General features: G+C 64.4%; 27 protein-coding genes, 1 tRNA gene and 2 pseudogenes. 16 read left to right on the top strand and 14 right to left on the bottom strand.

The genetic code is table 11. The features are described from left to right. Positions 1–7 precede the first annotated feature (7 nt). The 8 genes from GPT33_RS03435 to GPT33_RS03400 all read left to right on the top strand — a co-directional run bounded on the left by GPT33_RS03435 (position 8) and on the right by GPT33_RS03400 (position 8,329). Positions 8–313 carry a succinate dehydrogenase assembly factor 2 gene (locus GPT33_RS03435; RefSeq protein WP_296805870.1) on the top strand — a complete coding sequence of 102 codons (306 nt, stop codon included), beginning with the start codon at positions 8–10 and terminating at the stop codon, positions 311–313. 170 nt (positions 314–483) lie between these two features. Then, positions 484–1,569 carry a cytochrome c peroxidase gene (locus tag GPT33_RS03430; protein WP_296805869.1) on the top strand — a complete coding sequence of 362 codons (1,086 nt, stop codon included), beginning with the start codon at positions 484–486 and terminating at the stop codon, positions 1,567–1,569. Positions 1,570–1,793: 224 nt separating this feature from the next. Next, the gene (locus tag GPT33_RS03425; protein ID WP_296805868.1) at positions 1,794–2,258 is read left to right on the top strand and encodes a protein YgfX; all 465 of its coding nucleotides are present in this window, start codon (positions 1,794–1,796) and stop codon (positions 2,256–2,258) included. A 136-nt stretch (positions 2,259–2,394) separates the two neighbouring features. Then, a complete protein-coding gene (locus tag GPT33_RS03420; RefSeq protein WP_296805867.1) occupies positions 2,395–2,667 on the top strand; it encodes a MoaD/ThiS family protein in 273 nt (90 codons plus the stop codon). Between the two features lies 1 nt (position 2,668). Beyond that, positions 2,669–3,775, top strand: a complete 1,107-nt coding sequence (locus GPT33_RS03415; protein WP_296805866.1) for a sialidase family protein — start codon at positions 2,669–2,671, stop codon at positions 3,773–3,775. A 145-nt stretch (positions 3,776–3,920) separates the two neighbouring features. Beyond that, a complete protein-coding gene (polA, locus tag GPT33_RS03410) occupies positions 3,921–6,641 on the top strand; it encodes a DNA polymerase I (protein WP_296805865.1) in 2,721 nt (906 codons plus the stop codon). Between the two features lie 511 nt (positions 6,642–7,152). Further along, on the top strand, positions 7,153–7,857 hold the full coding sequence (locus tag GPT33_RS03405) for a glycosyltransferase (protein ID WP_296805864.1): 705 nt from the start codon (positions 7,153–7,155) through the stop codon (positions 7,855–7,857). Between the two features lie 115 nt (positions 7,858–7,972). Next, positions 7,973–8,329 (top strand): PilZ domain-containing protein, encoded by a 357-nt coding sequence (locus GPT33_RS03400; protein ID WP_296805863.1) that lies wholly within the window; start codon positions 7,973–7,975, stop codon positions 8,327–8,329. Between the two features lie 44 nt (positions 8,330–8,373). On the opposite strand, the gene GPT33_RS03395 is transcribed toward GPT33_RS03400, so the two are convergent. The 3 genes from GPT33_RS03395 to GPT33_RS03385 all read right to left on the bottom strand — a co-directional run bounded on the left by GPT33_RS03395 (position 8,374) and on the right by GPT33_RS03385 (position 10,803). Further along, positions 8,374–9,759, bottom strand: a complete 1,386-nt coding sequence (locus tag GPT33_RS03395; protein ID WP_296805862.1) for a TRAP transporter large permease subunit — start codon at positions 9,757–9,759, stop codon at positions 8,374–8,376. After that, positions 9,752–10,327 carry a TRAP transporter small permease subunit gene (locus GPT33_RS03390; protein WP_296805861.1) on the bottom strand — a complete coding sequence of 192 codons (576 nt, stop codon included), beginning with the start codon at positions 10,325–10,327 and terminating at the stop codon, positions 9,752–9,754. Before GPT33_RS03390 ends, GPT33_RS03395 begins: the two co-directional genes overlap by 8 nt. Before the next feature lie 125 nt (positions 10,328–10,452). Beyond that, the gene (locus GPT33_RS03385; RefSeq protein WP_296805860.1) at positions 10,453–10,803 is read right to left on the bottom strand and encodes a DUF2782 domain-containing protein; all 351 of its coding nucleotides are present in this window, start codon (positions 10,801–10,803) and stop codon (positions 10,453–10,455) included. Positions 10,804–10,977: 174 nt separating this feature from the next. Here GPT33_RS03385 and GPT33_RS03380 point away from each other — a divergent pair, with 174 nt between their 5' ends. The 6 genes and pseudogenes from GPT33_RS03380 to GPT33_RS03355 all read left to right on the top strand — a co-directional run bounded on the left by GPT33_RS03380 (position 10,978) and on the right by GPT33_RS03355 (position 16,298). Then, positions 10,978–12,984 (top strand): UvrD-helicase domain-containing protein, encoded by a 2,007-nt coding sequence (locus tag GPT33_RS03380; protein WP_296805859.1) that lies wholly within the window; start codon positions 10,978–10,980, stop codon positions 12,982–12,984. Positions 12,985–13,142: 158 nt separating this feature from the next. Continuing rightward, a tRNA-Arg gene (locus GPT33_RS03375) sits at positions 13,143–13,219 on the top strand. A 621-nt stretch (positions 13,220–13,840) separates the two neighbouring features. After that, positions 13,841–14,176, top strand: a pseudogene (brxF, locus tag GPT33_RS18855) (BREX-3 system P-loop-containing protein BrxF); the annotation flags it as partial. Further along, positions 14,097–15,449, top strand: a pseudogene (locus tag GPT33_RS03365) (DUF6079 family protein); the annotation flags it as partial. The pseudogenes brxF and GPT33_RS03365, both read left to right, overlap by 80 nt. 70 nt (positions 15,450–15,519) lie before the next feature. Next, positions 15,520–16,245, top strand: coding sequence for a DUF6079 family protein (locus GPT33_RS03360; RefSeq protein ID WP_296805857.1), 726 nt, complete (start codon positions 15,520–15,522; stop codon positions 16,243–16,245). Beyond that, a complete protein-coding gene (locus GPT33_RS03355) occupies positions 16,209–16,298 on the top strand; it encodes a hypothetical protein (protein ID WP_296805879.1) in 90 nt (29 codons plus the stop codon). Before GPT33_RS03360 ends, GPT33_RS03355 begins: the two co-directional genes overlap by 37 nt. 5 nt (positions 16,299–16,303) lie before the next feature. On the opposite strand, the gene GPT33_RS03350 is transcribed toward GPT33_RS03355, so the two are convergent. From GPT33_RS03350 to GPT33_RS03330, 5 genes are all read right to left on the bottom strand, one after another. Further along, positions 16,304–16,714, bottom strand: coding sequence for a type II toxin-antitoxin system VapC family toxin (locus GPT33_RS03350; protein WP_296805856.1), 411 nt, complete (start codon positions 16,712–16,714; stop codon positions 16,304–16,306). Next, positions 16,695–17,057, bottom strand: a complete 363-nt coding sequence (locus tag GPT33_RS03345) for a hypothetical protein (RefSeq protein WP_296805855.1) — start codon at positions 17,055–17,057, stop codon at positions 16,695–16,697. Before GPT33_RS03345 ends, GPT33_RS03350 begins: the two co-directional genes overlap by 20 nt. 22 nt (positions 17,058–17,079) lie before the next feature. Beyond that, positions 17,080–17,958 (bottom strand): DUF4253 domain-containing protein, encoded by an 879-nt coding sequence (locus tag GPT33_RS03340; RefSeq protein ID WP_296805854.1) that lies wholly within the window; start codon positions 17,956–17,958, stop codon positions 17,080–17,082. Then, positions 17,955–18,575 carry a hypothetical protein gene (locus tag GPT33_RS03335; protein WP_296805853.1) on the bottom strand — a complete coding sequence of 207 codons (621 nt, stop codon included), beginning with the start codon at positions 18,573–18,575 and terminating at the stop codon, positions 17,955–17,957. Before GPT33_RS03335 ends, GPT33_RS03340 begins: the two co-directional genes overlap by 4 nt. A gap of 105 nt (positions 18,576–18,680) precedes the next feature. Then, the gene (locus tag GPT33_RS03330) at positions 18,681–19,724 is read right to left on the bottom strand and encodes a hypothetical protein (RefSeq protein ID WP_296805852.1); all 1,044 of its coding nucleotides are present in this window, start codon (positions 19,722–19,724) and stop codon (positions 18,681–18,683) included. 486 nt (positions 19,725–20,210) lie between these two features. Here GPT33_RS03330 and GPT33_RS03325 point away from each other — a divergent pair, with 486 nt between their 5' ends. Continuing rightward, the gene (locus GPT33_RS03325; protein WP_296805851.1) at positions 20,211–20,594 is read left to right on the top strand and encodes a hypothetical protein; all 384 of its coding nucleotides are present in this window, start codon (positions 20,211–20,213) and stop codon (positions 20,592–20,594) included. Positions 20,595–20,634: 40 nt separating this feature from the next. Here GPT33_RS03325 and GPT33_RS03320 read toward each other — a convergent pair whose 3' ends face one another. The 6 genes from GPT33_RS03320 to GPT33_RS03295 all read right to left on the bottom strand — a co-directional run bounded on the left by GPT33_RS03320 (position 20,635) and on the right by GPT33_RS03295 (position 24,138). Beyond that, a complete protein-coding gene (locus GPT33_RS03320; protein WP_296805850.1) occupies positions 20,635–21,195 on the bottom strand; it encodes a hypothetical protein in 561 nt (186 codons plus the stop codon). A gap of 106 nt (positions 21,196–21,301) precedes the next feature. Continuing rightward, positions 21,302–22,189 carry a phosphoribulokinase gene (locus GPT33_RS03315; protein ID WP_296805849.1) on the bottom strand — a complete coding sequence of 296 codons (888 nt, stop codon included), beginning with the start codon at positions 22,187–22,189 and terminating at the stop codon, positions 21,302–21,304. 411 nt (positions 22,190–22,600) lie between these two features. Beyond that, positions 22,601–23,158, bottom strand: a complete 558-nt coding sequence (locus GPT33_RS03310) for an SDR family oxidoreductase (protein ID WP_296805848.1) — start codon at positions 23,156–23,158, stop codon at positions 22,601–22,603. Beyond that, positions 23,151–23,333, bottom strand: a complete 183-nt coding sequence (locus tag GPT33_RS03305) for an SDR family NAD(P)-dependent oxidoreductase (RefSeq protein ID WP_296805847.1) — start codon at positions 23,331–23,333, stop codon at positions 23,151–23,153. The genes GPT33_RS03310 and GPT33_RS03305 overlap by 8 nt, the downstream gene beginning before the upstream one ends. 15 nt (positions 23,334–23,348) lie before the next feature. Beyond that, the gene (locus tag GPT33_RS03300) at positions 23,349–23,891 is read right to left on the bottom strand and encodes a hypothetical protein (protein ID WP_296805846.1); all 543 of its coding nucleotides are present in this window, start codon (positions 23,889–23,891) and stop codon (positions 23,349–23,351) included. A 115-nt stretch (positions 23,892–24,006) separates the two neighbouring features. Beyond that, on the bottom strand, positions 24,007–24,138 hold the full coding sequence (locus tag GPT33_RS03295; protein WP_296805878.1) for an iron chelate uptake ABC transporter family permease subunit: 132 nt from the start codon (positions 24,136–24,138) through the stop codon (positions 24,007–24,009). Between the two features lie 305 nt (positions 24,139–24,443). Between GPT33_RS03295 and GPT33_RS03290 the strand changes: the two genes are divergently transcribed. Next, positions 24,444–24,994: DUF2189 domain-containing protein (locus GPT33_RS03290; protein WP_296805845.1), on the top strand; the 551-nt coding region annotated here is incomplete at its 3' end.

The raw sequence follows: 24,994 nt of genomic DNA, 5'->3' as shown, positions 1-24,994 counted from the left end.
CGCAGCCGTGAACGACGCCTCCCGGCAGGCCTCGGACACGGAGCTCGAGATCCGACGGTTGCGCTGGCAATGCAGGCGCGGCATGTTGGAGCTCGATCACCTTTTGGATCGTTTCCTCGATCTCGGCTACCGAGATCTGGATCCGGCCCAACGCCTCGCCTTTGTCCGCCTGCTCGGCGAGCAGGACCAACGTCTCAGCGATTGGTTCATGTCCCGCACGGAACCGCCGGATTCCGAGCTACGCCGGCTCGTGCGGCACATCGTGGATGTCGTGCGTGAACGACGCGGCGGGTCGGTCGACTTGCACGGGTAGATCATCGATCGCATCATCTCCTCGCCGTAGGGGCCGCTACGCCCCGTCGGCGCGCCTTGTTCCGACACGCGCGGGAAGCCCCCTGCATAAAAGCCGCTCGCGCTCGGGATATCTCACTCGACGGGTGAAGAGCTGCATCCAAGGCCGACCATTACTGGAGGAGACAACGCATGATCGATATCCGCTATCCCATCGCCGGGCTGATTGTGGCCACGTCCCTGTGGATCGTCTACGACCGCAGACATGAGGGCGTCGCCCCGAGTTCTCCCGATCAGCCCGCGATCGCGGTTTCGGAGACTCTCGCTCCGGCCGCCGCCGCGGCCCCCGAATCGCCCTCCGCGCCTGTTCGCCCGTCCGCCTTGCCCCCGATGGTCCACCCGGAGGACAACCCCGCCACGCCCGAGAAGATCGCACTCGGCAAACAATTGTTCGTCGATCCACGTCTGTCGGGTAGCGGCACGATGGCGTGCCAGGGTTGCCACTACCGCCATCTCGGCTGGACCGACGGGCGGACATTTTCCCCGAAGGACAACGGGGAGCTGAACACGCGGCACACCCCGTCTCTGTACAACGCGGGGTATCAGACGGCCTGGTACTGGGACGGTCGTGCAACCAGCCTCGAGGGGCAGGTGTCGGCGGCATGGAAGGCCCAAATCAACGCCGATCCGGAGCAGGTCGCGCCGCTCATTCAGGCGGTCCCCGGATATGCCGTCCAATTCGAGTCCATCTTCGGAGGCCCGGCCACACCGGAGACGATCGTCAAGGCCCTGGCCGCCTATCTGCGGACCAAGAACAGCGACGATTCGCCTTGGGATCGCTTCGAGATGGGTCAGGCCGGCGCAGTTACTCCGGACGCCGTCGCCGGACAGGCGCTCTTCGTCGGCAAGGCCGGATGCGTTGCCTGTCACGCGCCGCCTTATTACGGCAACAGCACCTTCTACAACATCGGCTTGGAGCACGGCAAGGAAACGCCCGACCCGGGACGCTTCAACGTCACCAAGGACGAGGCGGACCGCGGCGCATTCAAAACGCCCTCGCTGCGCTCCGTGGCCTTGGGCGCACCGTACTTCCACGACGGAAGTGCGCCTACGCTCGAGCTGGCGATCCGCTATATGGCCTCCGGCGGCAATCCGGATCCGAACAAGTCCGAGCTGCTGGTCGATCGCGGGCTGACCGACGCCGAGATCTTCCAACTCGGCGCATTCCTGCGCGCGCTCACGAGCCGGGAGACCTGGGACATGCCCGAGATTCCATGATCTGACCGGGTCACGCTGCGGGAACACGACCGGTTTCCCGCCGCGTGCCCCGCCGAAGGATGGACCAAGCACCGTCGGTGCGAATGTATTCGCACAGAGGCGTCGGCCGATGCGAATCAATTCGCACCTACGCACTGCGCAACGCGATCGATCGGAGGGGCATGACGGTGAGACGCGGCTCGGATCAGGCAGACCGTCTCGAGCGCGTTTGATCCGGTCGTGCAATGGGCACACACCGGGAACGTCCGCCGCTGCTGATCCGCCCCGGGTTTTCCCGGCGGTTTGCCTGGTTCGTCGGACTGACGCATCTCGCGGCAGCGGCCGTGATCCCGCTGCTCGGCGACGGCCCGCTGTTGCTGTTTCTGTGGTTTCCGGTTGTCCTCAGCGCGCTCTACGTCGGCTATGTCGACGTCCTGCGGGGTGCGCCTTGGTCCATAGGTTCGGTCCTCTGGGAGTCGGACGGGACATGGCGGATCCGATTCGTCTCCGGCGCCGAGTGCGAGGCGCACCTCAGTCCGGCCACCTTCATCACCCTTCCTCTCGTCGTGCTCAACTTCCGTCTCGGCCTCCTGCACCGCCGTACGCTCCCGGTCTTCGCCGACGCGCTCGATCCGGATCACCTACGCCGCCTGCGCCAGCGACTCCGTATCGAGGGTGCAGCACGGGATCGTGTCTCCGAGGTGTCTTGACCACCGGCCGGCCTTGCCTGCGAGGTTCGGTCTCGGGCTCCGCCCACCCGGAGCACCATAGCCGCGTGCTCGGGAATAGACTAAGCTCAAGGCCCACGTTTCGATTCGATCGCGAAATGCAGTTTGCGGAGCTGCCATGGCGACGGTCTTGCGCTTTACACCCAACCTGTATCGGCACCTGGACTGCCCGGACACCTCTGTTGCGGGTGCAACGGTCCGGGAGGCGCTGGATGCCTATTTTCAGGCCAATCCCCGCGCGCGCGGCTTTCTTCTGGATGATCAAGGTGCCGTGCGCAAGCATGTGGCCATCTTCGTCAACGAGACACTGATCCGGGATCGCGCCGGGCTATCCGACCCGATCGGTGAGGGCGACGAGATCTTCGTTGCCCAAGCACTTTCGGGAGGTTGAGATGAGCGATCGACTGCTGGTCGGTACCCGCAAGGGTTTGTTTCGGATCGCAAGGGGCGAGGGCGGACGCTGGGCGATCGCCAAGACTTGGTTTCTCGGGGACCCGGTCTCCGCGGTCCTCGCCGAGCCGGGTGGATCCCGACGATATGCCGCCTTGGGCCTGGGGCACTTCGGGGTCAAGATGCAGCGCTCGGAAGACGGCGGAGAGACCTGGAGCCAGGCCGCGTCGCCGACCTTCCCGCCCAAGCCGGAGGGTCTCGAAGACAAGGACCCCATGCGCGGCGTCGATGTCCCCTGGAGCACCCAGCTCGTCTGGACCCTTGAGTGTGGCGCGCCGGGCGAGCTGTGGTGCGGCGTCATCCCCGGCGCACTCTTTCGCTCGACCGACGGCGGCGAGAGCTGGGAGCTCTCGCGCGCCCTCTGGGACGACCCGCGTCGCAAACAATGGATGGGTGGAGGCTACGATTTCTCGGGAATCCATTCGATCCTCGTGGATCCGCGTGACCCGCTGCACGTCACGGTCGGGGTCTCGGTCGGCGGGGTGTGGACGACCCGCGATGCCGGGGCCAGCTGGGAGCTGATCGGAGCGGGCCTGCGCAACGAGTATCTACCGGAGGCCATGGCCGGCGACCCCTTGGTCCAAGATGCGCATCGCATCGTCCAGTGTCCGGCCCACCCGGATCGCCTCTGGATGCAGCATCACAACGGGATCTTTGTGAGCGACGACGGCGGAGCGATCTGGCGCGAACTCACCGATGTGCCGCCTTCGAGCTTCGGCTTCGCGGTCGCCGTCCATCCGAACGATCCGGACACCGCCTGGTTCGTCCCGGCCGCCAAGGACGAGAAACGCTTTCCGGTCGATGCGCATTTGGTGGTCACGCGCACCCGCGACGGAGGGGCGCATTTCGACGTGCTCGATCGGGGGCTGCCGACAGAGCCCGCCTACGACCTCGTCTATCGGCATGCCTTGGATTGTTCGCACGACGGCCTGCGCCTGGCATTCGGCAGCACGACCGGCTCGCTTTGGGTGAGTGAAGACCAAGGCGATTCCTGGCAGAACATCAGCCGGCATCTTCCGCCGGTGCTGTGCGTGCGCTTCGAGGGGTGACGGCCCGCAAACAAAATGCCATGCGGGGCGGTCATGCTGGATCCGGCAGCGGTCGATGGCCGGATCGGGTTGATCGATCGACGGCGGCACGGGCGCTGCTATGCTACCGTTGCTCCCATTGCTCCGCCTCCCCGACGAGACCCTCATGGCGACACGCTACCCTTTGATCCTGGTCGATGCCTCCGGCTACCTGTTTCGCGCCTACCATGCACTCCCGAAATTGACCAACTCCAAGGGCGAGTCCACGGGGGCGCTCATGGGTGTCGTCAGCATGCTGCGCAAACTCATCGAGGAGCATCATCCCGAATATATCGGCGTGGTCTTCGACGCACCGGGAAAGACCTTTCGCGACGACATCTATCCCGAGTACAAGGCCAATCGTCCCGCGATGCCGGACGAGCTGCGCGAGCAGATCGTGCCGCTGCAGGAGGTCATCCGGGCGATGGGTCTGCCGCTGCTTGTAGTTCCGGACGTGGAGGCCGACGACGTCATCGGCACGCTCGCCACCCGCGCAGCGGCGCAGGGTATTCCGACGCTGGTGTCGACCGGCGACAAGGACATGGCGCAGCTCGTCGGCGAGCATGTAACGCTGGTGAACACCATGACGGATACGGTGTTGGATCCGTCGGGCGTGAAGGACAAGTTCGGCGTTCCGCCCGAGCGCATCGTCGACTATCTGAGTCTGATGGGCGACAGCGTCGACAATATCCCGGGCGTACCCAAATGCGGACAAAAGACGGCCGCCAAGTGGATCGCCGACTACGGAGATCTGGATGGCGTGATTGCGAACGCGGACAAGATCAAGGGCAAGGTCGGCGAGAACCTGCGTGCCGTGCTGGACAGCTTGCCCCTGTCGCGCGAGCTCACCACCATCAAGCGCGATGTCGCGCTCGACCTAGAGCCCCGAGATCTGCGCCCGACCGAGCCGGACCGCGAGACACTGCGGGGTTGGTACGAGCGCTTGGAGTCACGCCGTCTGCTTGCAACCCTGAAGGATACGAGCAGCGGCGGCGCGGAGCCGGATGCCCCGGACGCATCGACGGGGCCGAAGCCGAGCCTGAACTACGAGGTCGTCCTCACACGAGACGCGTTCGATGCCTGGGTGGCTCGGATCGAATCCGCGGACATCTTCGCCTTCGATACCGAGACGACCGACCTCGACTACATGCGCGCGGAGCTGGTCGGCCTCTCGGTGTCCGTCGAGCCGGGCAAGGCCGCCTACGTCCCGGTTGCCCACGTCTACCCGGGCGCTCCGGATCAGCTTGATCGCCTGGAGGTGCTGGAGCGCCTGAAGCCGCTGTTGGAGGATCCTGACCGTCACAAGGTCGGCCAAAACCTCAAGTACGACATGAGCATTCTGGCCCGCTACGCCGTCGAGCTACGCGGGATCGCGCACGACACCATGCTCGAGAGCTACGTCCTCGACAGCACGGCAACCCGCCACGACATGGACTCGCTGGCTAAAAAATATCTGGACCACGACACGGTCCATTTCGAGCACATCGCCGGTAAGGGCGCCAAACAGCTGACCTTCGATCAGATCCCGCTGGAGCAGGCTGGACATTACGCCGCCGAGGACGCGGAGGTGACCTTGCGCCTGCATCGCGCACTCTGGCCGCGCTTGGAAGCCGTCCCGAGCATGGCGGCGCTCTACCGAGACATCGAAATCCCTCTGATCCCCATCCTCTCGCGTATGGAGCGCCACGGCGTACGGATCGATCCGGACCTGCTCGCCGTGCAAAGCGGTGAGCTGGCCAAGCGTATCCAGGAGATCGAGATTCAAGCCTACGAGACCGCCGGGCGGCGCTTCAACATGGGCTCGCCCAAGCAAATCGGGGCGATCTTCTTCGAGGAGTTGGGCCTGCCGGTGGTCGCCAAGACACCGACGGGCGCGCCCTCGACTTCGGAGGCGGTGCTCGAGCAGCTCGCCGCCGACGGCCACGCGCTGCCGGACCTGATCCTGCAGCACCGCAGCATGTCGAAGCTCAAGTCCACCTACACCGACAAGCTCCGCCAGATGGTCAACGCCGATACCGGGCGGGTCCATACGTCCTACCATCAGGCGGTGGCCGCCACCGGTCGGCTCTCATCCAGCGACCCGAATCTGCAGAACATCCCGATCCGTACCGACGAGGGTCGCCGGATCCGCCGCGCCTTCGTCGCCGAGCCGAGAAACCGGCTGCTCGCCGCCGATTACTCCCAGATCGAGCTGCGCATCATGGCCCATCTCTCGGGGGACGAGCGGCTGCTCGCAGCCTTTGCGAGCGGACTCGATATCCACCGCGCGACCGCCGCCGAGATCCTCGGACTCGAGCCCGATGCGGTCACGGGCGAGCAACGCCGCTCGGCCAAGGCCATCAACTTCGGACTCATCTACGGTATGTCCGCCTTCGGGCTCGCCAAGCAGCTGGGCATCGAGCGGGGTGCGGCACAGGAATACGTGGATCGCTATTTTCAGCGCTATCCCGGGGTCAAGGACTTCATGGAGCGCACCCGTGCTCAAGCGCGCAAGGACCGCTATGTCGAGACCCTGTTCGGCCGCCGGCTTTATCTCGCCGAGATCGGACACAGCAACCAAGGCCGTCGCGCCGCCGCCGAGCGAACCGCTATCAATGCCCCCATGCAAGGCACGGCGGCCGACATCATCAAAAGGGCCATGATTGCGACGGATCATTGGATCCAATCCGAGCAGCCGCCGGTGCGGATGATCATGCAGGTGCACGACGAGCTGGTGTTCGAGATCGCCGCCGATGCGGTCGAAACGGCCGGTGCGCGCATTCGCACGATGATGGAATCCGCCGCAGACCTGGCTGTTCCGTTGATTGTCGATATCGGTGTGGGAGACAACTGGGACGAGGCCCATTAATCTAAATCGCGCCCTGGGTGATCTGTCCCCGTCGCGGTTAGGCGAAGGCTCGTCTTCAGGGGAGGCGAGTGGTTGGGCGCGATTTAGATTAAGATTTTGTTATTAAGCTATTGAAAGTGCTTTACTGCTGCGGCGGACGTGCATCGACTTATTGCAGCACTCGGCCCGATGCAGCACGAAATGCCGGGGAAAGTGTTTTCGGGTTAAACATCCGAGGAACTTACTCAAGTGTGCCGAGTCCCACTTTTCGAGCGCATCGGGGTTGCCTATCCCCCCTGAGGGCAACCCCACTACCCGGCATCCCCAAGCCGGGGAAGCGATTACCCCGGAGTCCTGACCCCTGGACTCCGGGGGTTCTTTATTCAGGTTCCCGGACCGGCGTCTGATCAGGTTCACTGGTCGCGCGCACCATCGGGTCCCGGATCCAGCCAAACACTGTCATCAGGTTGACATGACGCCGCCTTAAACTCGACCGACGGCTATTTTGCCGTGCGAGACGGGATGAACGGGAATGTTGCCGGCCGATATCACACTGATCCTTCCGACGCGCGACGAGGCCCACAATATCCGGCAATTTCTGGCGTCCGTTCCCGCGGAGATTCGTCTCATCGTGGTGGATGCGAGCCGGGACGAGACGCCGGATCTGATCGAGACCCTGCGCCCGGAGCGCACGCTCGTCCTGCGCGAGCCCGGATCGGTGACACAAGCGAGACAACGGGGCGCCGATCTCGCACGGACCGACTGGCTGCTGTTCAGCGATGCCGATATCCTGTTTCCGTCGGGCTATTTCGCACAGCTCACGGCCCTTTCCGGGAGTGCGGTGTATTACGGGCCGAAGCTCTCCCGAGACCGCTTCCGCGCCTATTACAACCGAATCGCACGGGCCCAAGCCCTCAGCCACGCTTGCGGAATACCGGCCGCATCCGGCTCCAATTTATTGATCCGGCGGGACGCGCTCGCGTGCGTGAACGGTTTCGATCTGAGACTGACCTGCAACGAGGACTCCGAGGTCGTCTGGCGCCTTCGACGTGCAGGATTTCGAGTGTCGTTTCGAAAGGATCTCGTCGTTCACGCGACCGATCATCGGCGAATACAGAGCAGTCGATTGCGCAAGACGCTGCATTCCATTACCCGCTGTTTCCTGCTCTATGCCAACCTGATGCCCGTGAAGTATCGGACCTATGACTGGGGCTATTGGCAACATCGCGATGGCTGATGAACACAGCCGCGTTCTCGGCAGGGTTCATTGATCCGTCACGCGACTTCAACCGAATCGTCAAGTCGAGCCTCTACCATCGCGCAAAACCAGAGATTCGGGGAGAGACCGCCTAATGATTATCGAACGCCGCTATTGCGCCAGACACCCGATCGACCTTCATGTGTCAATTCGCTACCGCAAACGCCGCTTTATCTGTGCCCGCGCCTGCAATCTGTCCAATCAGGGCATGTTCCTCGAGGTTCGCAGCCTCACGCTACCGACCGGCATCCCTGTCGAGCTCGAGCTCGAGTGTCTCGGCAAGGATTGGCTGATCCCGGCCATCGTCGTCCACCATCGCGGCTCCGGCATCGGCGTCATGTTCCGGGATCCCCAGCCGCTTCTCTACCAGGGTCTTACCCGGGACGATACTCGACAGCCGCCGCCCCCGCAGGCTGTCGGTGCACCCGGCCGTCGATCGAGCGCGCGCTGATTCCCGGACGTGACGGTCGTGAACCAGGCGGTTCGCGAAACGCATCAGGATGCATAGACCAACCCGGGCAACCAGGTGGTCAACGCGGGCCAGAGCGCAAGCAGTCCAAGGACGAGCAACTGGATCAGGATAAAGGGTGCGACGCCCTTGTAGATGTCGACCGTCGTGATCTCGGGCGGAGCCACACCGCGAAGATAGAAAAGCGAGAAACCGAAAGGCGGCGTGAGGAAGGATGTCTGGAGGTTGATCGCCATCATCACCCCGAGCCAGATCGGATCCAGGCCCATCGCAAGCAGCACGGGACCCACGATCGGGACCACCACGAAGGTGATCTCGATGAAGTCAAGGATGAACCCCAGCAGGAACATCACCAGCATCACCAGCGCCACGGCCCCGAACGTCCCTCCGGGCAAGCCGGTGAGAAACTCGGTCACCAGGTCGTCGCCGCCGAAGCCGCGGAAGACCAACGAGAAGATCGCGGCGCCGATGAAGATCAAGAACACCATGCTGGTCACCATGGTGGTCTGACGCACGACCTCCCGGAGTGTCGATAGGGTTAGACGACCGCGCACCGCAGCCAGAATGAGCGCACCGACAGCGCCCACCGACGCCGCCTCGGTCGGTGTCGCGAACCCGCCCAGGATCGACCCCAACACCGCCACGACCAGAAAGAGAGGCGGGATCAGCACCGAGACGACCCGCCAAGCGAGGGTCGCGCCGTCGACCGGCCGATCCTCCCGCGGCATCGCCGGAACCGACTCGGGCTTAAAGACCGCGACACCTACGATGTAGAGGATGTAAAGACCTACCAGCATCAACCCGGGCACCAACGCACCGACGAACAAGTCGCCGACCGAGACGGTCTCCGGCGACCAGACACCCATCTCGAGCTGCGCCTGCTGATAGGCCGAGGAGAGCACATCCCCGAGCAGGACCAGGACGATCGAAGGCGGGATGATCTGACCCAAGGTCCCCGACGCACAGATGGTTCCGGCTGCCAGGCTTGGCGAATACCCGCGGCGCATCATGATCGGTAGAGACAACAGGCCCATGGTCACGACGGTCGCCCCGACGATGCCGGTGCTCGCCGCCAGCAGCATGCCGACGAGCGTAACCGAGATCCCGAGCCCGCCGCGCAGGGGTCCGAACAGCATCGCCATGGTATCGAGCAAACTCTCGGCCACTCGCGAGCGCTCGAGCATCACGCCCATGAAGACGAAGAGCGGGACCGCAATCAGCGTCTCGTTGGTCATGACGCCGTAGAGACGGTTGGGCAGCGCCTCGAGAAACGCCGGCTCGAACAGCCCGAAGACCTCGCCGATCAGCGCAAACGCGAGCGCCGTGCCGCCCAACGAGAGGGCGACCGGGTAACCGGCCAGCAACGTGACGACGATACCGACGAACAGCAGAATAGGCATCAACTCATGCACGACCGATCTCCCCGTCAGAGGGCGGCAGCGCCTCCTCCATCCCGGCCAAGAAAAGCCAATTGCGCAGCGCATTGGACAGGCCCTGCGCCAACAGCAGGATCGGCATGATCAGGATCAGGCTCTTCAGCAGGTAGACCGCGGGAAGGCCGCCGGTCTCGCGCGAGGCCTCTTGTACACGCCATGACTCCGCGACGTAGGCCCAGCCGAGCCAGATGATCAGCACGCACACGGGGATCAGCAGCAGGAGCGTACCGATCAGATCGACCCGCGCACGCGCGCGGCGCGAGAAACGTTCGTAGAGAATATCGACCCGCACATGGCCGTTGCGCCCAAGCGTATAGGCGATGCCGAGCATGAAGAGAACGGAGTGCATGTAGGTCACCGACTCCTGCAGCGCAATCGAGCCGATGTCGAACGCATAGCGCAGCACCACCACGGCGAAGGTGACCAGCACCATGGCAAGCGAAAGCCAGGTTGCCCACTCGCCGATCCGTCGGACGAAGGCGTCGATCCGATCGGCCAGAACAAGGATGTGCGCCCGACCGCGCGGCGGGGGTTGGTTCTTCATGCGGGGCTCCAAGCGTCCGGATCACCGAGAAACAGACAGATCGGGCGATTCATCCGATCGGCCCGAACGACCGGCGGCTGAATCGCCCGCGGACTCGACATCGACGTGTCAGCCCAAGTGCGACCTCAATTCCATTCGAAGAGGACCCACTGCGGGATCGAGACGTTGTTCGCCGCATTCTCCTGCATGTCCAGGATCCCGTCGCCGTTGCTGTCGAAGAGAAAGTAGGGCGGTCCGAACTGGGGTTGGATCCGGACCATATAGAGCACCCCGCGGATCCGGTACTCGTAGATCACATCGTCGCCGGATTCGATGATGGTGATCTCGGGCTCCACCGGCTCGCCGGTGATCGGAGACGGAATCACCGTCGGCGCCTCCAGAAAGCCGCCTCCGGCAGCCGCCGGCTGCTCCTCTTGCGCGTACGCTGTCCCGAGGCAGAGCAGCAGCGGGATCGTCAGCAGGATCGTTCTCGTCACGGGGCCACCATCTCACCGTCGATTGAAAGACCTGCATGGTAGTACGAACGCATCCGGATTGCCTCATCCGGACACGCACTTGACCCGGGCCGATCGGGTATCTTTGACGGCCCGAACCGGAGGCAACCTCGCGCGATACGCCGACCGGGTCGCCTTCACGCCACAGGACCCTGCATGACCGGACTCAACCCCCGACAACTCGAAGCGGTGCACTACACCGCCGGGCCTCTCCTGGTCCTGGCCGGCGCCGGATCCGGCAAGACCCGTGTTATCACCCGCAAGATCGCCCACCTCATCGGTCAAGGCGGGATCTCGCCGCGCCACATTTGCGCCCTCACCTTCACCAACAAAGCCGCGCGCGAGATGCGCGAGCGCGTCGGTAGCCGGACCAGGGGCGCCGAGACGCGCGGCCTGACCATCTCCACCTTCCATACGCTGGGGCTCGACATGCTGCGTCGACACCCGGAGTGCGCCGGCCTGCGGCCGCGCTTCTCGCTCCTCGACGCCCAAGACGCCGAGGCGCTGATCAAGGAGCATCTGCGCCACACCAGGGGCGGTGATGCCTTCAGCCCGGCAGCCATCCAACACCGCATCTCGCGTTGGAAGAACGACCTGATCGACCCCGAGCAGGCCGAAAGCCTGGCCGAAGACGACTTCGAGGCCCGGCTCGCCGCGTTCTACGCCGACTACGAGCGCAGTCTGCGTGCCTACAACGCGGTCGATTTCGACGACCTCATCCTGGGCCCGGCCCGGATGCTCGCCGAGCATGCGGAGCTGCGCGAGACCTGGCAGGGGCGGATCCGCTATCTACTGGTGGACGAGTACCAGGACACCAACGGGGCGCAATACGACCTGGTCCGCCGGCTCGTCGGACCGCGGGCAGCCTTCACCGTGGTCGGCGACGACGACCAATCCATCTACGCCTGGCGCGGCGCGCGGCCCGAAAACCTGGCCCGGCTGCAGACCGATTACCCGCATCTGAAGGTCATCATGTTGGAGCAGAACTATCGCTCCAGCGCGCGCATCCTCGGACTTGCCAACACCCTGATCGCCAACAACCCACACGTCTTCGAGAAGCGACTCTGGAGCGAGCACGGCCCTGGAGAGCCGCCGCGCGTCCTGCACTGCAAGGACGAGGGCCACGAAGCCGAGCAGGTCGTCTCCGAGATCCTGCATCTGAAGTTCGCCGAAGCGGCCGATTTCGGCGACATCGCCATCCTTTATCGCGGCAACCATCAAGCTCGTCCCTTCGAGAAGGCCCTGCGTGAGCACAACGTGCCCTACGTCCTCAGCGGCGGGACGTCCTTTTTCGCCCGCGCCGAGGTCAAAGACGTCATGGCTTACCTGCGCCTGATCGCCAACCCGCAGGACGATGCCGCCTTCCTGCGCATCGTCAACACCCCGCGGCGCGAGATCGGCCCGACAACCCTGGAGAAACTCGCCAACTATGCCCGCGAGCGCGGCGTCCATCTCCTGGATGCCTGCAGCGAGCTGGGTCTCGGCGAGCACCTGAGCGAGCGCCAACGCGAGCGCCTCTACGCCTTCACCGCGTTGGTCTCCGAGCACGCCCGTCGCGGCGAGACCGACCCCGTCGGGACCATGCGCGCGCTGGTCGAGACGATCGACTACGCCGCCTGGCTGCGCGAGAACGCCTCCAGCCAGGCCGTCGCCGACCGCCGATACTCCAACGTCACCGATCTGCTCGACTGGCTCGGCGCACTCAACAAGGGCGAGCTGCAGGAGAAGACGCTCGCCGAGATGGCAACCCATCTCACCCTAATGGACGTCATGGAGCGCCAGGACGAGGACGAAGGCGGCGACCGGGTCAGTCTCATGACCCTGCACGCGGCCAAGGGGCTGGAGTTCCCGCACGTCTTCCTCGTCGGCATGGAAGAAGAGCTGCTCCCGCACCGCACCAGCATCGAGGAAGAAACCATCGAGGAGGAGCGCCGCCTTGCCTATGTCGGCATCACCCGCGCCCAGCGCACACTCACCTTCACACTCACCCGTCGGCGCAAACGCTACGGCGAGTGGGTGACCAGCGAGCCCAGTCGCTTCCTCGCCGAGCTGCCCAAGGATCAGCTGCGCTGGGACAACGCGCGCGACGAGACTCCCGAGAACCGCAAGGCCCGCGGCTTGAGCCATCTGCATGCGCTCAAGGGCATGCTCGACGTCGAGTAAGCTCGGACGGGTCGACCGAAGGCCGGGTCGTGCACAACTCGGGCGCAATATCGGCATGGACGACCGCAGCGGATCGCAGTATCCTTTAGGGTCTTCGCTGAACCGGACCTTAGATTCCACATCGAATCGCAACACTCCGGACAGCGAAAATCCCCAAAGCGCCCGTAGCTCAGATGGATAGAGTACAGCCCTCCGAAGGCTGGGGTCACAGGTTCGAATCCTGTCGGGCGCGCCAATTCAAAGCATTTTCAAGTAGTTACCGCTTCGGCACGCGACCGGCCTACGCCGATCGTTTCCTGCCATCGGAAACCTGAAGTCTTACTTCGCGACAACGTCCCTGATTCCTGCCCAGATCCCGGGCACACTGACCTGAAGATGCTGTTTTGGGCCATGTGCCCAGGCTGTGCCCGTGCTGTGCCTATGGCCGGCGGGGCACCGGATCGGGGTTACCGAAACTGACTCCTGCACTCCGTGCCCACATCTCTTCTTCCTGAAGATGGTGAGACTCCTCTTCGGTAGACCTGATCGACATCGCATCGGCTCGATGTAGACATCCCGCATGTCCTCGCATCGCCGGGAATGATCGCCGACGGCATGCAAGAGAGCCTGACCCGGTGATACCCTCACGCCGATCGAAAGCCACCGCCTGATCGGTCCGCGATGTTGTCAGGTCAATGACCTGCCGAAAAAGGCGTTCCGGAATCCACTTTTTATGCCTCCGCCGGGGCAGCGATGAATGGCTTGGGTTCTGCTTCGGGCACTCAGGAGCGCAAATCGGTGCAAGAACGCCGTTTCCTAAAGCGGCATCGACTTGCCTTTTGAAGCCGGGAAAAGCGATCCAGGGAGGCAACAAGCCATGTTAAGTCCGCATCTGTATGACATCGAACGGCAGGTCAAGCAGGCACCGCAGCTCTACCACCGGCTGATCCTCGTCGTCGGACATCATCGTACCGGCAAGACTACCGCGTTGCGCGATCTCGCGACCAAGCATGGCTGGCCAATCGTCAACCTCAACCTGGCCCTGGCCGAGCGACTGCTCGACCTGACCGCCCGTCAGCGCACGCTGCGGGTGGCCCGCATGCTGGACGACATCCTTGCCGAGCAGGTCGGCGATGTCGTTCTGCTCGACAACATCGAGATGCTCTTTCACCCTGATCTGCAACAGAATCCGTTGCGTCTGCTGCAGAGCCTCTCGCGCAACCGCACACTGGTCGCGACCTGGCGGGGTGACTACGACGGCCGCTCGCTCATCTCGCATGAGCGAGCAGCTCATCGACGTCGTCTTCTCGCAACTCCAGTTCGAGATCCCGTCCGACAACAAGGGCATCATGGTCGTCGGCAACTACGGGACCGGCAAATCGCACCTGCAGGCCGTGATCTCCGCCATCGCCGAGCATGGCGACTTCGCAGACCTGATCACGCACCCGAAGGTCGCCGAAAAGGCCGCCACGATCGCCGGACGGTTCATCGTCATCCGTGCCGAGATCAACTCGTCCATGCCGCTGCGCCAGTTCGTCATGGAGACGCTTCAGGATCAGCTCGCGGCGCACGGGATCGACTTCGATGTTCCGCCCGAGGAGGCGATCAAGAACCATAAGGACGTGTTTGGCGACATGATGGCGGCATTCACGACCCGGTTTCCCGAGCAGGGCCTGCTCTTCGTCCTCGACGAGCTGCTGGACTATCTGCGCGCGAACAACGAGCAGGAGCTGATGCGCATCGCCCGTGAGGACGTCGCCCACGTCGTCGTCGAACGGCTCCTGAAGAAAGACGCCCAACAGCAGGCCCTGGTGCGCGAGCATTTGACGCCATTCGCGCCGCTCTACGGCGCGATGAATGAGCGGATGGACGAGTTCGTCCGCCTGTTTCCGGTCCACCCGGTCTATCTCGACACCTTCGAGCGCGTCTATGTCGCGTAGAAACGCGAGGTGCTCAAGACGCTGAGCGCCGCGATTCGTCGTCTGCTCGCCGATGCGGTGCCGACCGACGAGCCCGGCCTCATCGCCTACGATGCCTACTGGCAGAACCTCAAGGACAATCCGTCGTTCCGCTCGATCCCCGAGATCCGCGACGTCATCGAGAAGGCCGATGTCCTCGCAGCCCGGATTCAGCAAGCCTTCACCCGTCCCCAGTACCGGTCCGCGGCGCTGCGGATCATCCACGCGCTGGCGGTCCATCGGCTGACGACCAGTGATATCTTTGCCCTCATCGGCGCCACCGTCGAGGAGCTGCGCGACGATCTGTGCCTTCTGCTCCCGCTCCCGGAGCGCCACGCCGAGTTTCTCAAGACCACCGTCGAGACGGTCCTGGGCGAGATCCTCAAGACCTTGAGCAGGCAGTTCCTCTCGTTCAATCGCGAGAACGGCCAGTACTTCAACGACACCGCGCCCGACTACCCGATCTTCAGCATGTCGATTACGCGCGCGAATCGCGCGCAGGCGGCTCAAGACGGGCTGCGTTGGATTGCCGGCGGCGTCAAGAGCCAGCTCGGCACGGCGGTGCTCGATGCCCTGGAGATGCTGCTGGATCGAGCAGATGCGCGAGCGGCGCGGCGAGCTGATGGCGAAGGTCACCAGTCCCAAGCACCGCGCCGACGCCGGCTTCCAGCGCGTGCTGGGCCAGACGCTCGCCCAGCTCAAGACCGCCTACCACGACGTCTACCTCGACCGTCACGCCCGGCTGAGGCTCGGGGCGACCGACGATCAGCTCAAGGCCCGCCTCGGACAGGATCCTCGGCTCAAGCAGCTGCAACAGCTTGCGACCGTCGAGACGATGCCGGCCCAGCAGCTCCAGGATTACCAAAACAGCCTTTTCGGTTTGAAGACCTGTTTCAGTCTCACCAAACAGGATCTGGACACCGCCCCCGTCTGCCCGCACTGCACCTTCCGTCCGGTCGAGGAGCCGTTTTCCGGGACCACGGCCGGCGACCGGATCGCTCGCCTCGGTACCATGCTCGACGATCTCGTGAAGAGCTGGACGAAGACGCTGCTCACGAACCTGGCGGATCCGACCGTTGCCGCCAATATCGATCTGGCCAGCAGCCAGGAGGGTCGCGCGGCTGTGCAGGCGTTTCTCGCCAGCGAGCAGCTACCGGACCCGATCGGTCCCGCCTTCGTCAAGGCCCTGCAGGAGATCCTGAGCGGACTTGAGCGGGTCGTCCTCACCGAACCCCGGCTGTGCTCTCGGCGCTCACCGACGGCGGCGCGCCCTGCACGGCGGCCGAGATCAAACAGCGTTTCGAGGGTTTCGTCGCCGAGCTGACCAAGGGCAAGGACGTGGCGCGGGTGCGCTTCGTGATCGAGAAGAGTGGGTAGGTCGCTCAGGGCAGAAAATCGTCCAGCCGTCTGCCGACACGTAACCCCTCGACCTGATCAAAATGCTCGTCGAGGGTCATCACGCTGGCTCCATGCTCCAGCGCACTGGCGGCGATCCACAGATCGTTGGACGGAATCGGTCGCCCCCGACGACGCAAACCCGCATAAACCAGCGCGTAGCGATCGGCCGTGTCGGTCGTCATCGGAAGTAGCGCCACGCGCGGCGAAGCCATGAATTGGGCCAGCTCGGCACGATTCTTCGCTTCGCGACCACCCGCGGTAAAGCCGCCAAGCAATTCGCCCAGAACCGTAATGCAGAGACATAGCCGTTCGGCGTGGGTGACCACACGCCCGATCTCCGGATCGCCGCGCATGAACGCAGCATAGGCATTCGTATCAATGAGGATCGGACGCAAGGGTCTCTCTCCACAGCGCTGGATCGATCTGCTCGAAATCGCGGCACACTGCATCAAATGCCGCAGCTTCCTCGGCGGACCAGGCGCCCATCAGTGCATCGAGATCGTGATGGCGTTTGATCTGACGAGGCAGTTTTCCCAACCCCTGATCGATCAGCCGCAACACCAGGGCATTCACGCTGGAACCCTCCTCGCTGGCCATCGACTTCAGAGTCGCGACCGTCTCTGCGTTGAGCCCGCGCACACTCAAACTCGCCATGACATCACCTGTTGAAATCATTTTGCCTGCATTAAAAGATAGCACGGCCAAAGGGCCGGATAAAATCTGCTTCTCGCGTATCATCCTCAGAATCTGCCGGATGGGCTCAGTCCCACCACAAGGCGATCGAATGCGTGGCCTTCAGCGATCGGCCCAGCGCCCATGCGATGAAGCTCGGGTCTTCCGGGTCGGCCGCCGCGATCTTCTTTGCCGCCGCCGGTGTCCACCAGCCCTCGCGCTGTGCCGTCTCCGAGACGCTCGCCAGACCGGCTGCATCGCCGTAGCCTTTGAGCAGCTCCGGGCATAGCGCACCGAGCGACGCGATCAACCGGGACAGGTCGCGTGGGAGACTGGCGAAGGTGACCCGCAGGGCGTTGTCCGTCACCTCGCCGACCGTGACGCCATAGCGTTGATCCCACAGCTCCAGTTGCCGGATCAGGGCCTCGGTCGTCAACCCGACATTCGGACCGGCGGTATGCTGCTCGGCGAGTGCCGCGAACTTGGCATGGGGTGCCGGTGGTTGCTCGGATGGCGGGGCGGATCGGCCCCGGTCCATCGCGGCCTGCAACCCATCGGCGAGAGCCGTATGGCCTGCATCACGCGCGAGGAAAGCGGCGGTCGCGCGCGGGTCGCCATAGGCCACGGCGAAGAGGTCGGCTCCGGCAGCGACCAAGAGATCGGCGATCCGCTGTTGCCGTTTGGCGACCACCGGATTGTCGCGGGCCGCGAAACAGGCGCCCCACGGCGTCCAGCCATTGCGATCGCGCCGGTTCGGGTCCGCGCCATGCGCGAGCAGCACCTGAACCGCGCGCGAGCTACCCATGCCGCCCTGGATGGCCTCGGTCAGCGGCGTGCAACCGTTCTCGAACACAGCATCGCGATGGACACCGGCCGCGCAAAGCTCGGCAATGCGGCGCGCTCCGTCGGGTTGATCAGAGCGCGCAATGGCGAGATACAACGACTGGAGCGGATCATCGCCGGTCATGTGTCGAGGTCCTCGGAGCGAGGCGACTGCGTCTCGCCGCCGGGCCTCAGGCCCCTCGCGCGTGGTCGACGGGCCAATAACCGGATGAACCAGCCGCCACGGCGCTTGGCGAACCCGATGTCCTCGACCTCGCCACCGGCGAGACGTCGGGTGCCCCATGCTCGGTTGCCGTCGATCTCGACCCCCTCCAGGCGCTCGCCGACGAAAAGGGACGACGAGACCGAGCCGCCGGAACCGGCCGCGCGAAACGTCCTCTCCAACGCCGCCGCAAACCGCCCCGGATCGGCGATTCCTTTCAGCATCCGCTTAAGCAAATCTTCGTACCCACCGACGATCGCCCGGTGATCTGCGGACGGTGCGGCACGGGCCGAGGATACGATGCGCTCCACGCCGGCAATCAGCTCGGCGACCATCTCCGCGTTGATCGAATGCTCGGCACCGAGGTCGCGGAGAATAGCTGCGCCGCTCGGACCCTGGCCGACCAGGCGATTCACTCCGTTCGCGGCGATCTTCATCAGATCATCGCGATCCAGCGTGGCGAAGAAGCCATCCCAATCGCCGTTGGTCATCGCGGCCTGCGCCTCGGCAAAGGACTCTGCTGGAGTGGTCAGCGCCATCGTCATCTCCCGATGAATGAACCGCCTGATTCGATCCGGTGCCGCCGTGCCTACCTCACTACATACGGCGTCGTCGTCACCCCGGCCGCGCCCGCTCCGACCAACTCATCCGCGTTCACCAACACCGGCTGAATCCAACCCAGCCGCCGACCGCCCGGGATCGAACGACTCCTCCGTCCAATCCACCGCGGTCAGCAGCACCGACAGCATCCGCGCCCGCTCGGCGCACGACAGATAGAGATTCGTCACCAACCCCGGCTGATAGGCCGTGTTCGGGAAGAACGCCTGGAACGCAAGCGTCCCCTCCTCATAGCCGAAGCTGCCGAAACCGTAGCCCATCGGGGCCTCGCTCAGGGCGCGAGCATTCAGCTCAAGCGCCAAGTGCCGACCCTCCACGTCCGATGTCACCAGCACAGGGAACCGCTGCCGCAACGCAAGGCCGTGGCCATACCAGGGGTGGGTCTGATCCGTGGCGACCTCGCAGAGCGAGGAGGCCCGCTTGCCGTGGGGGAACTCCACCGTGAAGCCCGTCGCGTCTCCGGATCCCAAGAGGGCAGGGGGCTGATCCAGATAGGACTCGGCGAACCGCGCCAGATCCGCGCCCGGCCACCGCGACGCCGCCCGGCCCTCGGTATCGAGCCGCAGCAGGGCCTCGGCGATCAGGTCATCCAGCTCCGCGCGCAAACCCCGCTCGGGATGGCTACTCCGGGCGGGCGCCGCACCAACCGTCTCGGCAATGGCCGACGCGCCACGATCGGCATCACGGATCTGCAGCATGGCGGCCAGGCCGATCAGACGCCGCATCCAGCCGTCGATGTCGGCATACACCCGCACCAGCGTGCAGAGGTCCAGTGTGCGGCGTGCCGGGTCATAGACCGGGCCGGCCATCCCCGCCGTGCGCAGCGTGACCCCCTGCAGCACTGCCAAGACCTCCTCGCCAAGATCCAGGTCGCGCAGCAGTTCGGTGCGCACCAGCAACAGAGCCGCCGGCGCGCCGTCCGGCCCGGCGTCCCGGCCGATGACCTCCAGCGTCTGCGCCTGCTGATGCGGCCACCAGCGGAACCCGCGCGCGGTCTCCTCCGACCAGGCCGCTTCGACCTGGAACAGCTCGGTTCGCAGCCAATCCAGCGTGTTCTGTCCAATGCTCATGCTGATCCTACCCTCGGGCTGCGGTGGGCAAGCCGCGGACGGTGCCCCTTGCTGTAACGCCATGCGTGATCCGGTGAATCATGACCTGCGCTTGAGCTGGATCCTATCCTGCGGGGAATCCCTACCGCACCACATACGGCTTCGTCTTCACCCCCGCCGAGCCCGCCCGGGTCAACTCCCCCGCATTGACCAACACCGGCTGTATCCACCCCAGCCGACTCTCGGTGAGCCCCTCGCCGTAGCGAATCCGCCGGAAATGCCCACACGGGCGCACTCGGCCTGGTCGGCTGCGGAGAAGGATGGACGCGACCACGGGATGCCCTCGCAGTGCCCACGTTGGTGCAACCTCAATGCTCGTGCGCGATACTGCCGCGATCCATCGGCAACCGAGCTCGGCGCACGCCACCCGAGAGCGTCGCGACGGAGGGCGATGCCGAGTCCTGTCCACTCTATCCCGACGTGATCCGACCACCGACACCTATGTCCTTGCTCAAGCGAAAAAACACCAAGCAGAAGAAGATCTCCGCCACCTTCCTGGCGTTTGTGACCCCCACCCTCGATCCTATGGGCCTGTCGCCGGCAGACCCCGAAAGCGAGACCCTGATAAGGGTCTGCTGGGCGACCTGGAATGCCGTGGTCTTCGCCGATTTCGTCGGCAGGACAGATCTCCTCGACGCCTTGCTCGATCCGGCGCGCTCGAGCCTTGCCTCGGTGATCCTCGTCAAGGCGTTGGTCGAGCGCAAACGATCACGCCGCTTCGCCGCGGACGACCGGTTGATCGGCGACTATAAGATCAGAGTCGTCGATGGCGAGATACGACTCTGGGCCGAAGCGCGAGATCCTTACCCCAAGGATCAGACGGCATCATAACGGGCATCGGATGTGGTTCACCGGTCGACGCGCCCGTCTGCTACGGCTTGGGCAAGCGCCCCGACACGCGCTCCGCGATCTGCTTCCCGAAGCTCCGTCGGTCTCCGGAAAACCGCCCGGCGGCTGTCAGGATGATCTGGTACGGTCCCTCGAACACCGTGAGCTGACCAGTCTCCGCATCCCAGCCGGCGGGTCCGGCAAGACCTTCGACCGGTACGGAAACAGCCACGTCGCCGAGCTCGCGGCGCAACGCGTCCGCGTAATCGGCGTAGGCTTGAGTCGGGTCAGCAGCGCCATGCGCCTTGACCAAGAGTCCCACACTGAGCATCGGCGCGTCGGTATGGGCGTTGTCGTAGTTGCACATCGACACCCAAAACGGCCCGCTACCGAGCTCCTTGCCGTTGGGCTCGCCGACAATCGAGCCATACACCGCCTCGACATCCGCCTTGGTCAGCAGCGCGCAGGCATCGACCGGAGGGGGTCCAGCGGCCTCCGCCCCGACCGCAGCCCGAGGACCGCAAAGTATTCCGGCGAGCAGGAGCGGGATCGCCAGACGGGATCCTGACGACGTGGAACAGGGTTCGCAGTGGCTGAGCAGCATCGGGTAGACCCTTCAGTGGCCGAACGATTCGATGACACGATGAAAGGTAGCTCACAACAGGCGGCATGGTGGCGGCATGCCGAACACGCTTCCCACCGGCGCGACCTCAATCAGCGTCATCCAGATGCCCACGCCGCTTCATCAACTCCATAATTCGCTCGGTCAGAATCAACTCCATCGCATACATCATTTTGCCGCCGGGGATCACCAGGGTGTTGAAGCCGGTGATCATCGAACCGTCGATGAGCCCCTTGAGTTTGATCTTGTAGTCGACGCTCGGCTTGGGCTTGAGGAAATGGATCAGCACCAGGCTCTCCTCGGCGGTCGGAATGTGTGACACGCAAAACGGGTTTGAGGTATCCGTCACCGGAATGCGCTGAAAATTGATGTGTGTCTTGGAGAACTGCGGCAGGATGTAGTGCATGTAGTCGTACATGCGCCGATAGATCACGTCCTTGACATCGTCGGGCTTGTAGCCGCGCTCGCGGGTATCTCGATGAATCTTCTGCACCCACTCCAGGTTGATGGTCGGGCACACGCCGATCAGCAAGTCTGCCTCCGCCGCCAGGTCGATGTCGCCATCCACGACTCCGCCGTGCAGCCCCTCGTAGAACAGCAGGTCGGTATCCGGCGGGATCGGATCCCATTCCGTGAACGTGCCCGGTTCGCACTCGTGGCGTGCCGCCTCCTCCTCGTTGTGCACGTAGAACCGGCGCAACCCGGTGCCGGTTTGGCCGTAGCTCCGAAACAGCTCCAGCTGCTTGTCGAACAGATTCCCCTCGGGGCCGAAGTGGCTCAGGTTGCTGCCGCTCTCCTTGGCGCGAGCCAGCTCCTCCTTCATGGTTGCGCGGTCGTAGCGGTGGAAGCTGTCTCCCTCGATAAAGGCCGCCCTCGCACCGACACGCTTGAAGATGTGTTCCAGCGCATTCTTGACCGTGCTGGTACCGGCGCCGGAGGAGCCGGTCACCGCAATGATGGGATGTTTCCTCGACATCGTGCCCTCGAAATCTCGAATCGATCTGTGTCCTCGCCCTGATAATGCACGTTATTGTAATGGTCAATCATTTTGAAAAGGGCCGGTGCGGTTTGGCAACGCTGCGTTCTCGCGTAGGTTGGTGCGGTCACGGCGAGCGAAAAAGGCGCCCCGCAAAGCCAGGTGCCTGGCGCCGAGCCGATCTCCATCGAGGCACCGCCTTCGGATAAGCCGACCTCGCCGATCGAGACCACCGACCCCAAGGACCCGCGTTACAACGCCGATCCAATCCAGTGATTTCTTGGCGGCCTCGTAGAGCCGGCGGTCGCTCTGACAAGCACGGCTTACCCCGGACTGCGGACCTGGTAACTTGGAGGGTAGACCAATCCGTCGCCCGAGGGCGGCTGAGGTGACCCACGCACCGCCGCTACCTCACTCCGCATAGATCATGGTGCGGGTCATACCGCCATCGACGACCAGGTTCTGGCCGGTGATGAACCCTGCACTCGGGCTGCCAAGGAAGCGGACCGCCGCCACGATATCGGCAGGATCGCCCACCCGTCCGACCGCATGTTGGGCCTGATCGATCGGGCGTTGGTCCGGAGCGCGCCGGTGGGCCGACTTCTGGAGGGGTCCCGTCTCGATCCAGCCGGGGCTGACCGCATTGACGCGGATCAGCGGCCCGAGACTGATCGCCGCGGCATGGGTGAAGGCCAGTAGCCCGCCCTTGGTCGAGGCGATGTTGACGATGGCGCCCCGGCGAACGCGCAGCCCCGGAATCGCCGAGCGGGTGCAGAGGAAGGCCCCGGTCAGGTGACCGTCCAGCCAGCGCCGCCACCCCGCGAGCGACAGCGCTTCAAGCGGGCCGCTCACCGGGTCGGCGAGACCGGCGTTGTTCACCAGCAGGTTCAGACCGGCAGGCTCGCCCGCCCGTTCCTGCCACGCCTGGAGCGCGGCGAAGGCAGCAGCGACCGCCGTCCACTCACCCACGTCGGGCCGCCAGCCCGAGTAGGAAGGGACTCCCCTGCTCGGCAGTCAGCTCGTCGAGGGCATCGGCATCGCGGTCGAGCACCACCACCCGCCACGCCTCGGCCAGGAACGACTGCGTCAGGGCGCGCCCGATGCCTTGCGCACCGCCGGTGATGAGGGCGAGGGGAACAGTCATGGTCGAACGGACTCCTCACTCCCCCGCACAGGCGCGGTGCGCGTCGCGCGGGACCTGACCCAATTCGGATACCAGGTGGTCAGGATCGCGCCACAGACCAGCAGCACATAGCTGATGGTCTCGTACTGCCAGGGCTGGAGCAGGACGGATTCGATCTTGCCGAAGGCCAGCAGGGCGTTGAGCGTAAAGATCGTGCCCCAGACCGAGGTGAGGATGAAGTTCGTGCGCAGAAATACCGGGTCGTTCCCGCCGCCACCGCCGCGACCAGAGCGACCGGTCCGTGTGGGCGCGGGCATAGTCAAGCGTGAAGGGCTTGCGGATCAGCACGCTGAACCAGGTGGCGGTCGCGAGCATCCCGGCGGCGAGCACCCCCATGTGACGAATGGTCCAGAGGTCTGGGAAGCCGATGACGGCGATGCTGGCGAGCGAGAAGAAGACCAGGCCCGCCCAGAGGATGACCCCGCGGTGAATCCCGGTCAGACCGAGGATCACGGACAGCGCCAAGGCGACACCCAGGCCCAATTGAAGCCGGAACAAACCCTCGTGGGCGATCACCATCCCCGTTCGGTACGAGCACGGCCATCAGGACCCCGGGCGGGGCCTGCGCCGAAAGCCCGGACAAGACCGGCGCGCCCGAATAGCAGAAGTGAAGCGCCTCGATCGCCAGCACGGCTCAACGCTGCCCGCGCAATAGCAAGACGAGCAGGATAGGGGCCCCGACCAAGGCGGTGACGGCTCCGACCGGGAGCATGGCAGGTGCGATCGCGAGGCGCCCCAGCGTGTCGGCGGCAAGAAGCCTTACCAGGCTCGGACCCCGCCGTTCAGAGGCGATCGGCGTGAGGCCGGTCGCGCCGACGAAACGCGGCTTGAGGGTACGCTGTCCTCCGCCTACGGCGGCGTTTTCCGCGGTCGCGCTTTCATCGTCTTCACGCTCGGAATCGTGCGGGGGCTGAATGAACAGGCGACGCTCGGCACGGCAACGCGCTGCGCACGGATTCGACTCGGCTCAGGTGAACTTTGAACGCGGTCGCGGATCGGATCGCCAAGGACGTCGTCGGAATTGGAAGGACACTCGGCTTCAGAGCCCATCAGAAACGAGGACCTTCACCCATGAAAACGCAAACCGCTCACCCCTCCTTTGCGGAAACCGTACCCTCGATCCACCAGGTCGACGTCGCGGAGCCGCTCGACTGGCTTGCCGCGGGCGTTCGCACCTTCGCCGCTGCTCCCCGGAGCAGTCTCCTGTACGGCACGCTCTTCACCCTTGCCTGCTGGTTCACCATGACCCTGACTTGGGCCCTGCCCTGGTTTACGATCGCCTTCTTCACGGGCCTTCTCCTGCTGGGCCCCTTCCTCGCGGCGGGGCTTTATGTCGCAGCGCGTCAACGGGAGGCCGGCGAACCAGTCAGTATCCGTGCCGGTTTTGAGCTCGTCTGGGAGCGACGCACCAACCTCAGTCTCTTCGCCCTCTTTCTCGGGCTGATCGCCGCGGCCTGGGTGCGACTCTCGGCCCTGCTTTTCGCGGTCCAGTTCAATACGGTCTCGCCGAGCATCGAGGGCTACGTCGGCATCCTGTCCGGGCAATTCGACCCCGTCGTCATGACCTTCTTCTTCGGAATCGGATTTCTGCTCGCCGCAGCTGTCTTCACCGTCAGCGCGGT

The organism is Thiocapsa sp., from assembly GCF_011390875.1.
Taxonomy (GTDB): domain Bacteria; phylum Pseudomonadota; class Gammaproteobacteria; order Chromatiales; family Chromatiaceae; genus Thiocapsa.
Note: the sequence above shows the minus strand (reverse complement) of the source record. Positions and strands in the feature narration are given on the sequence as shown.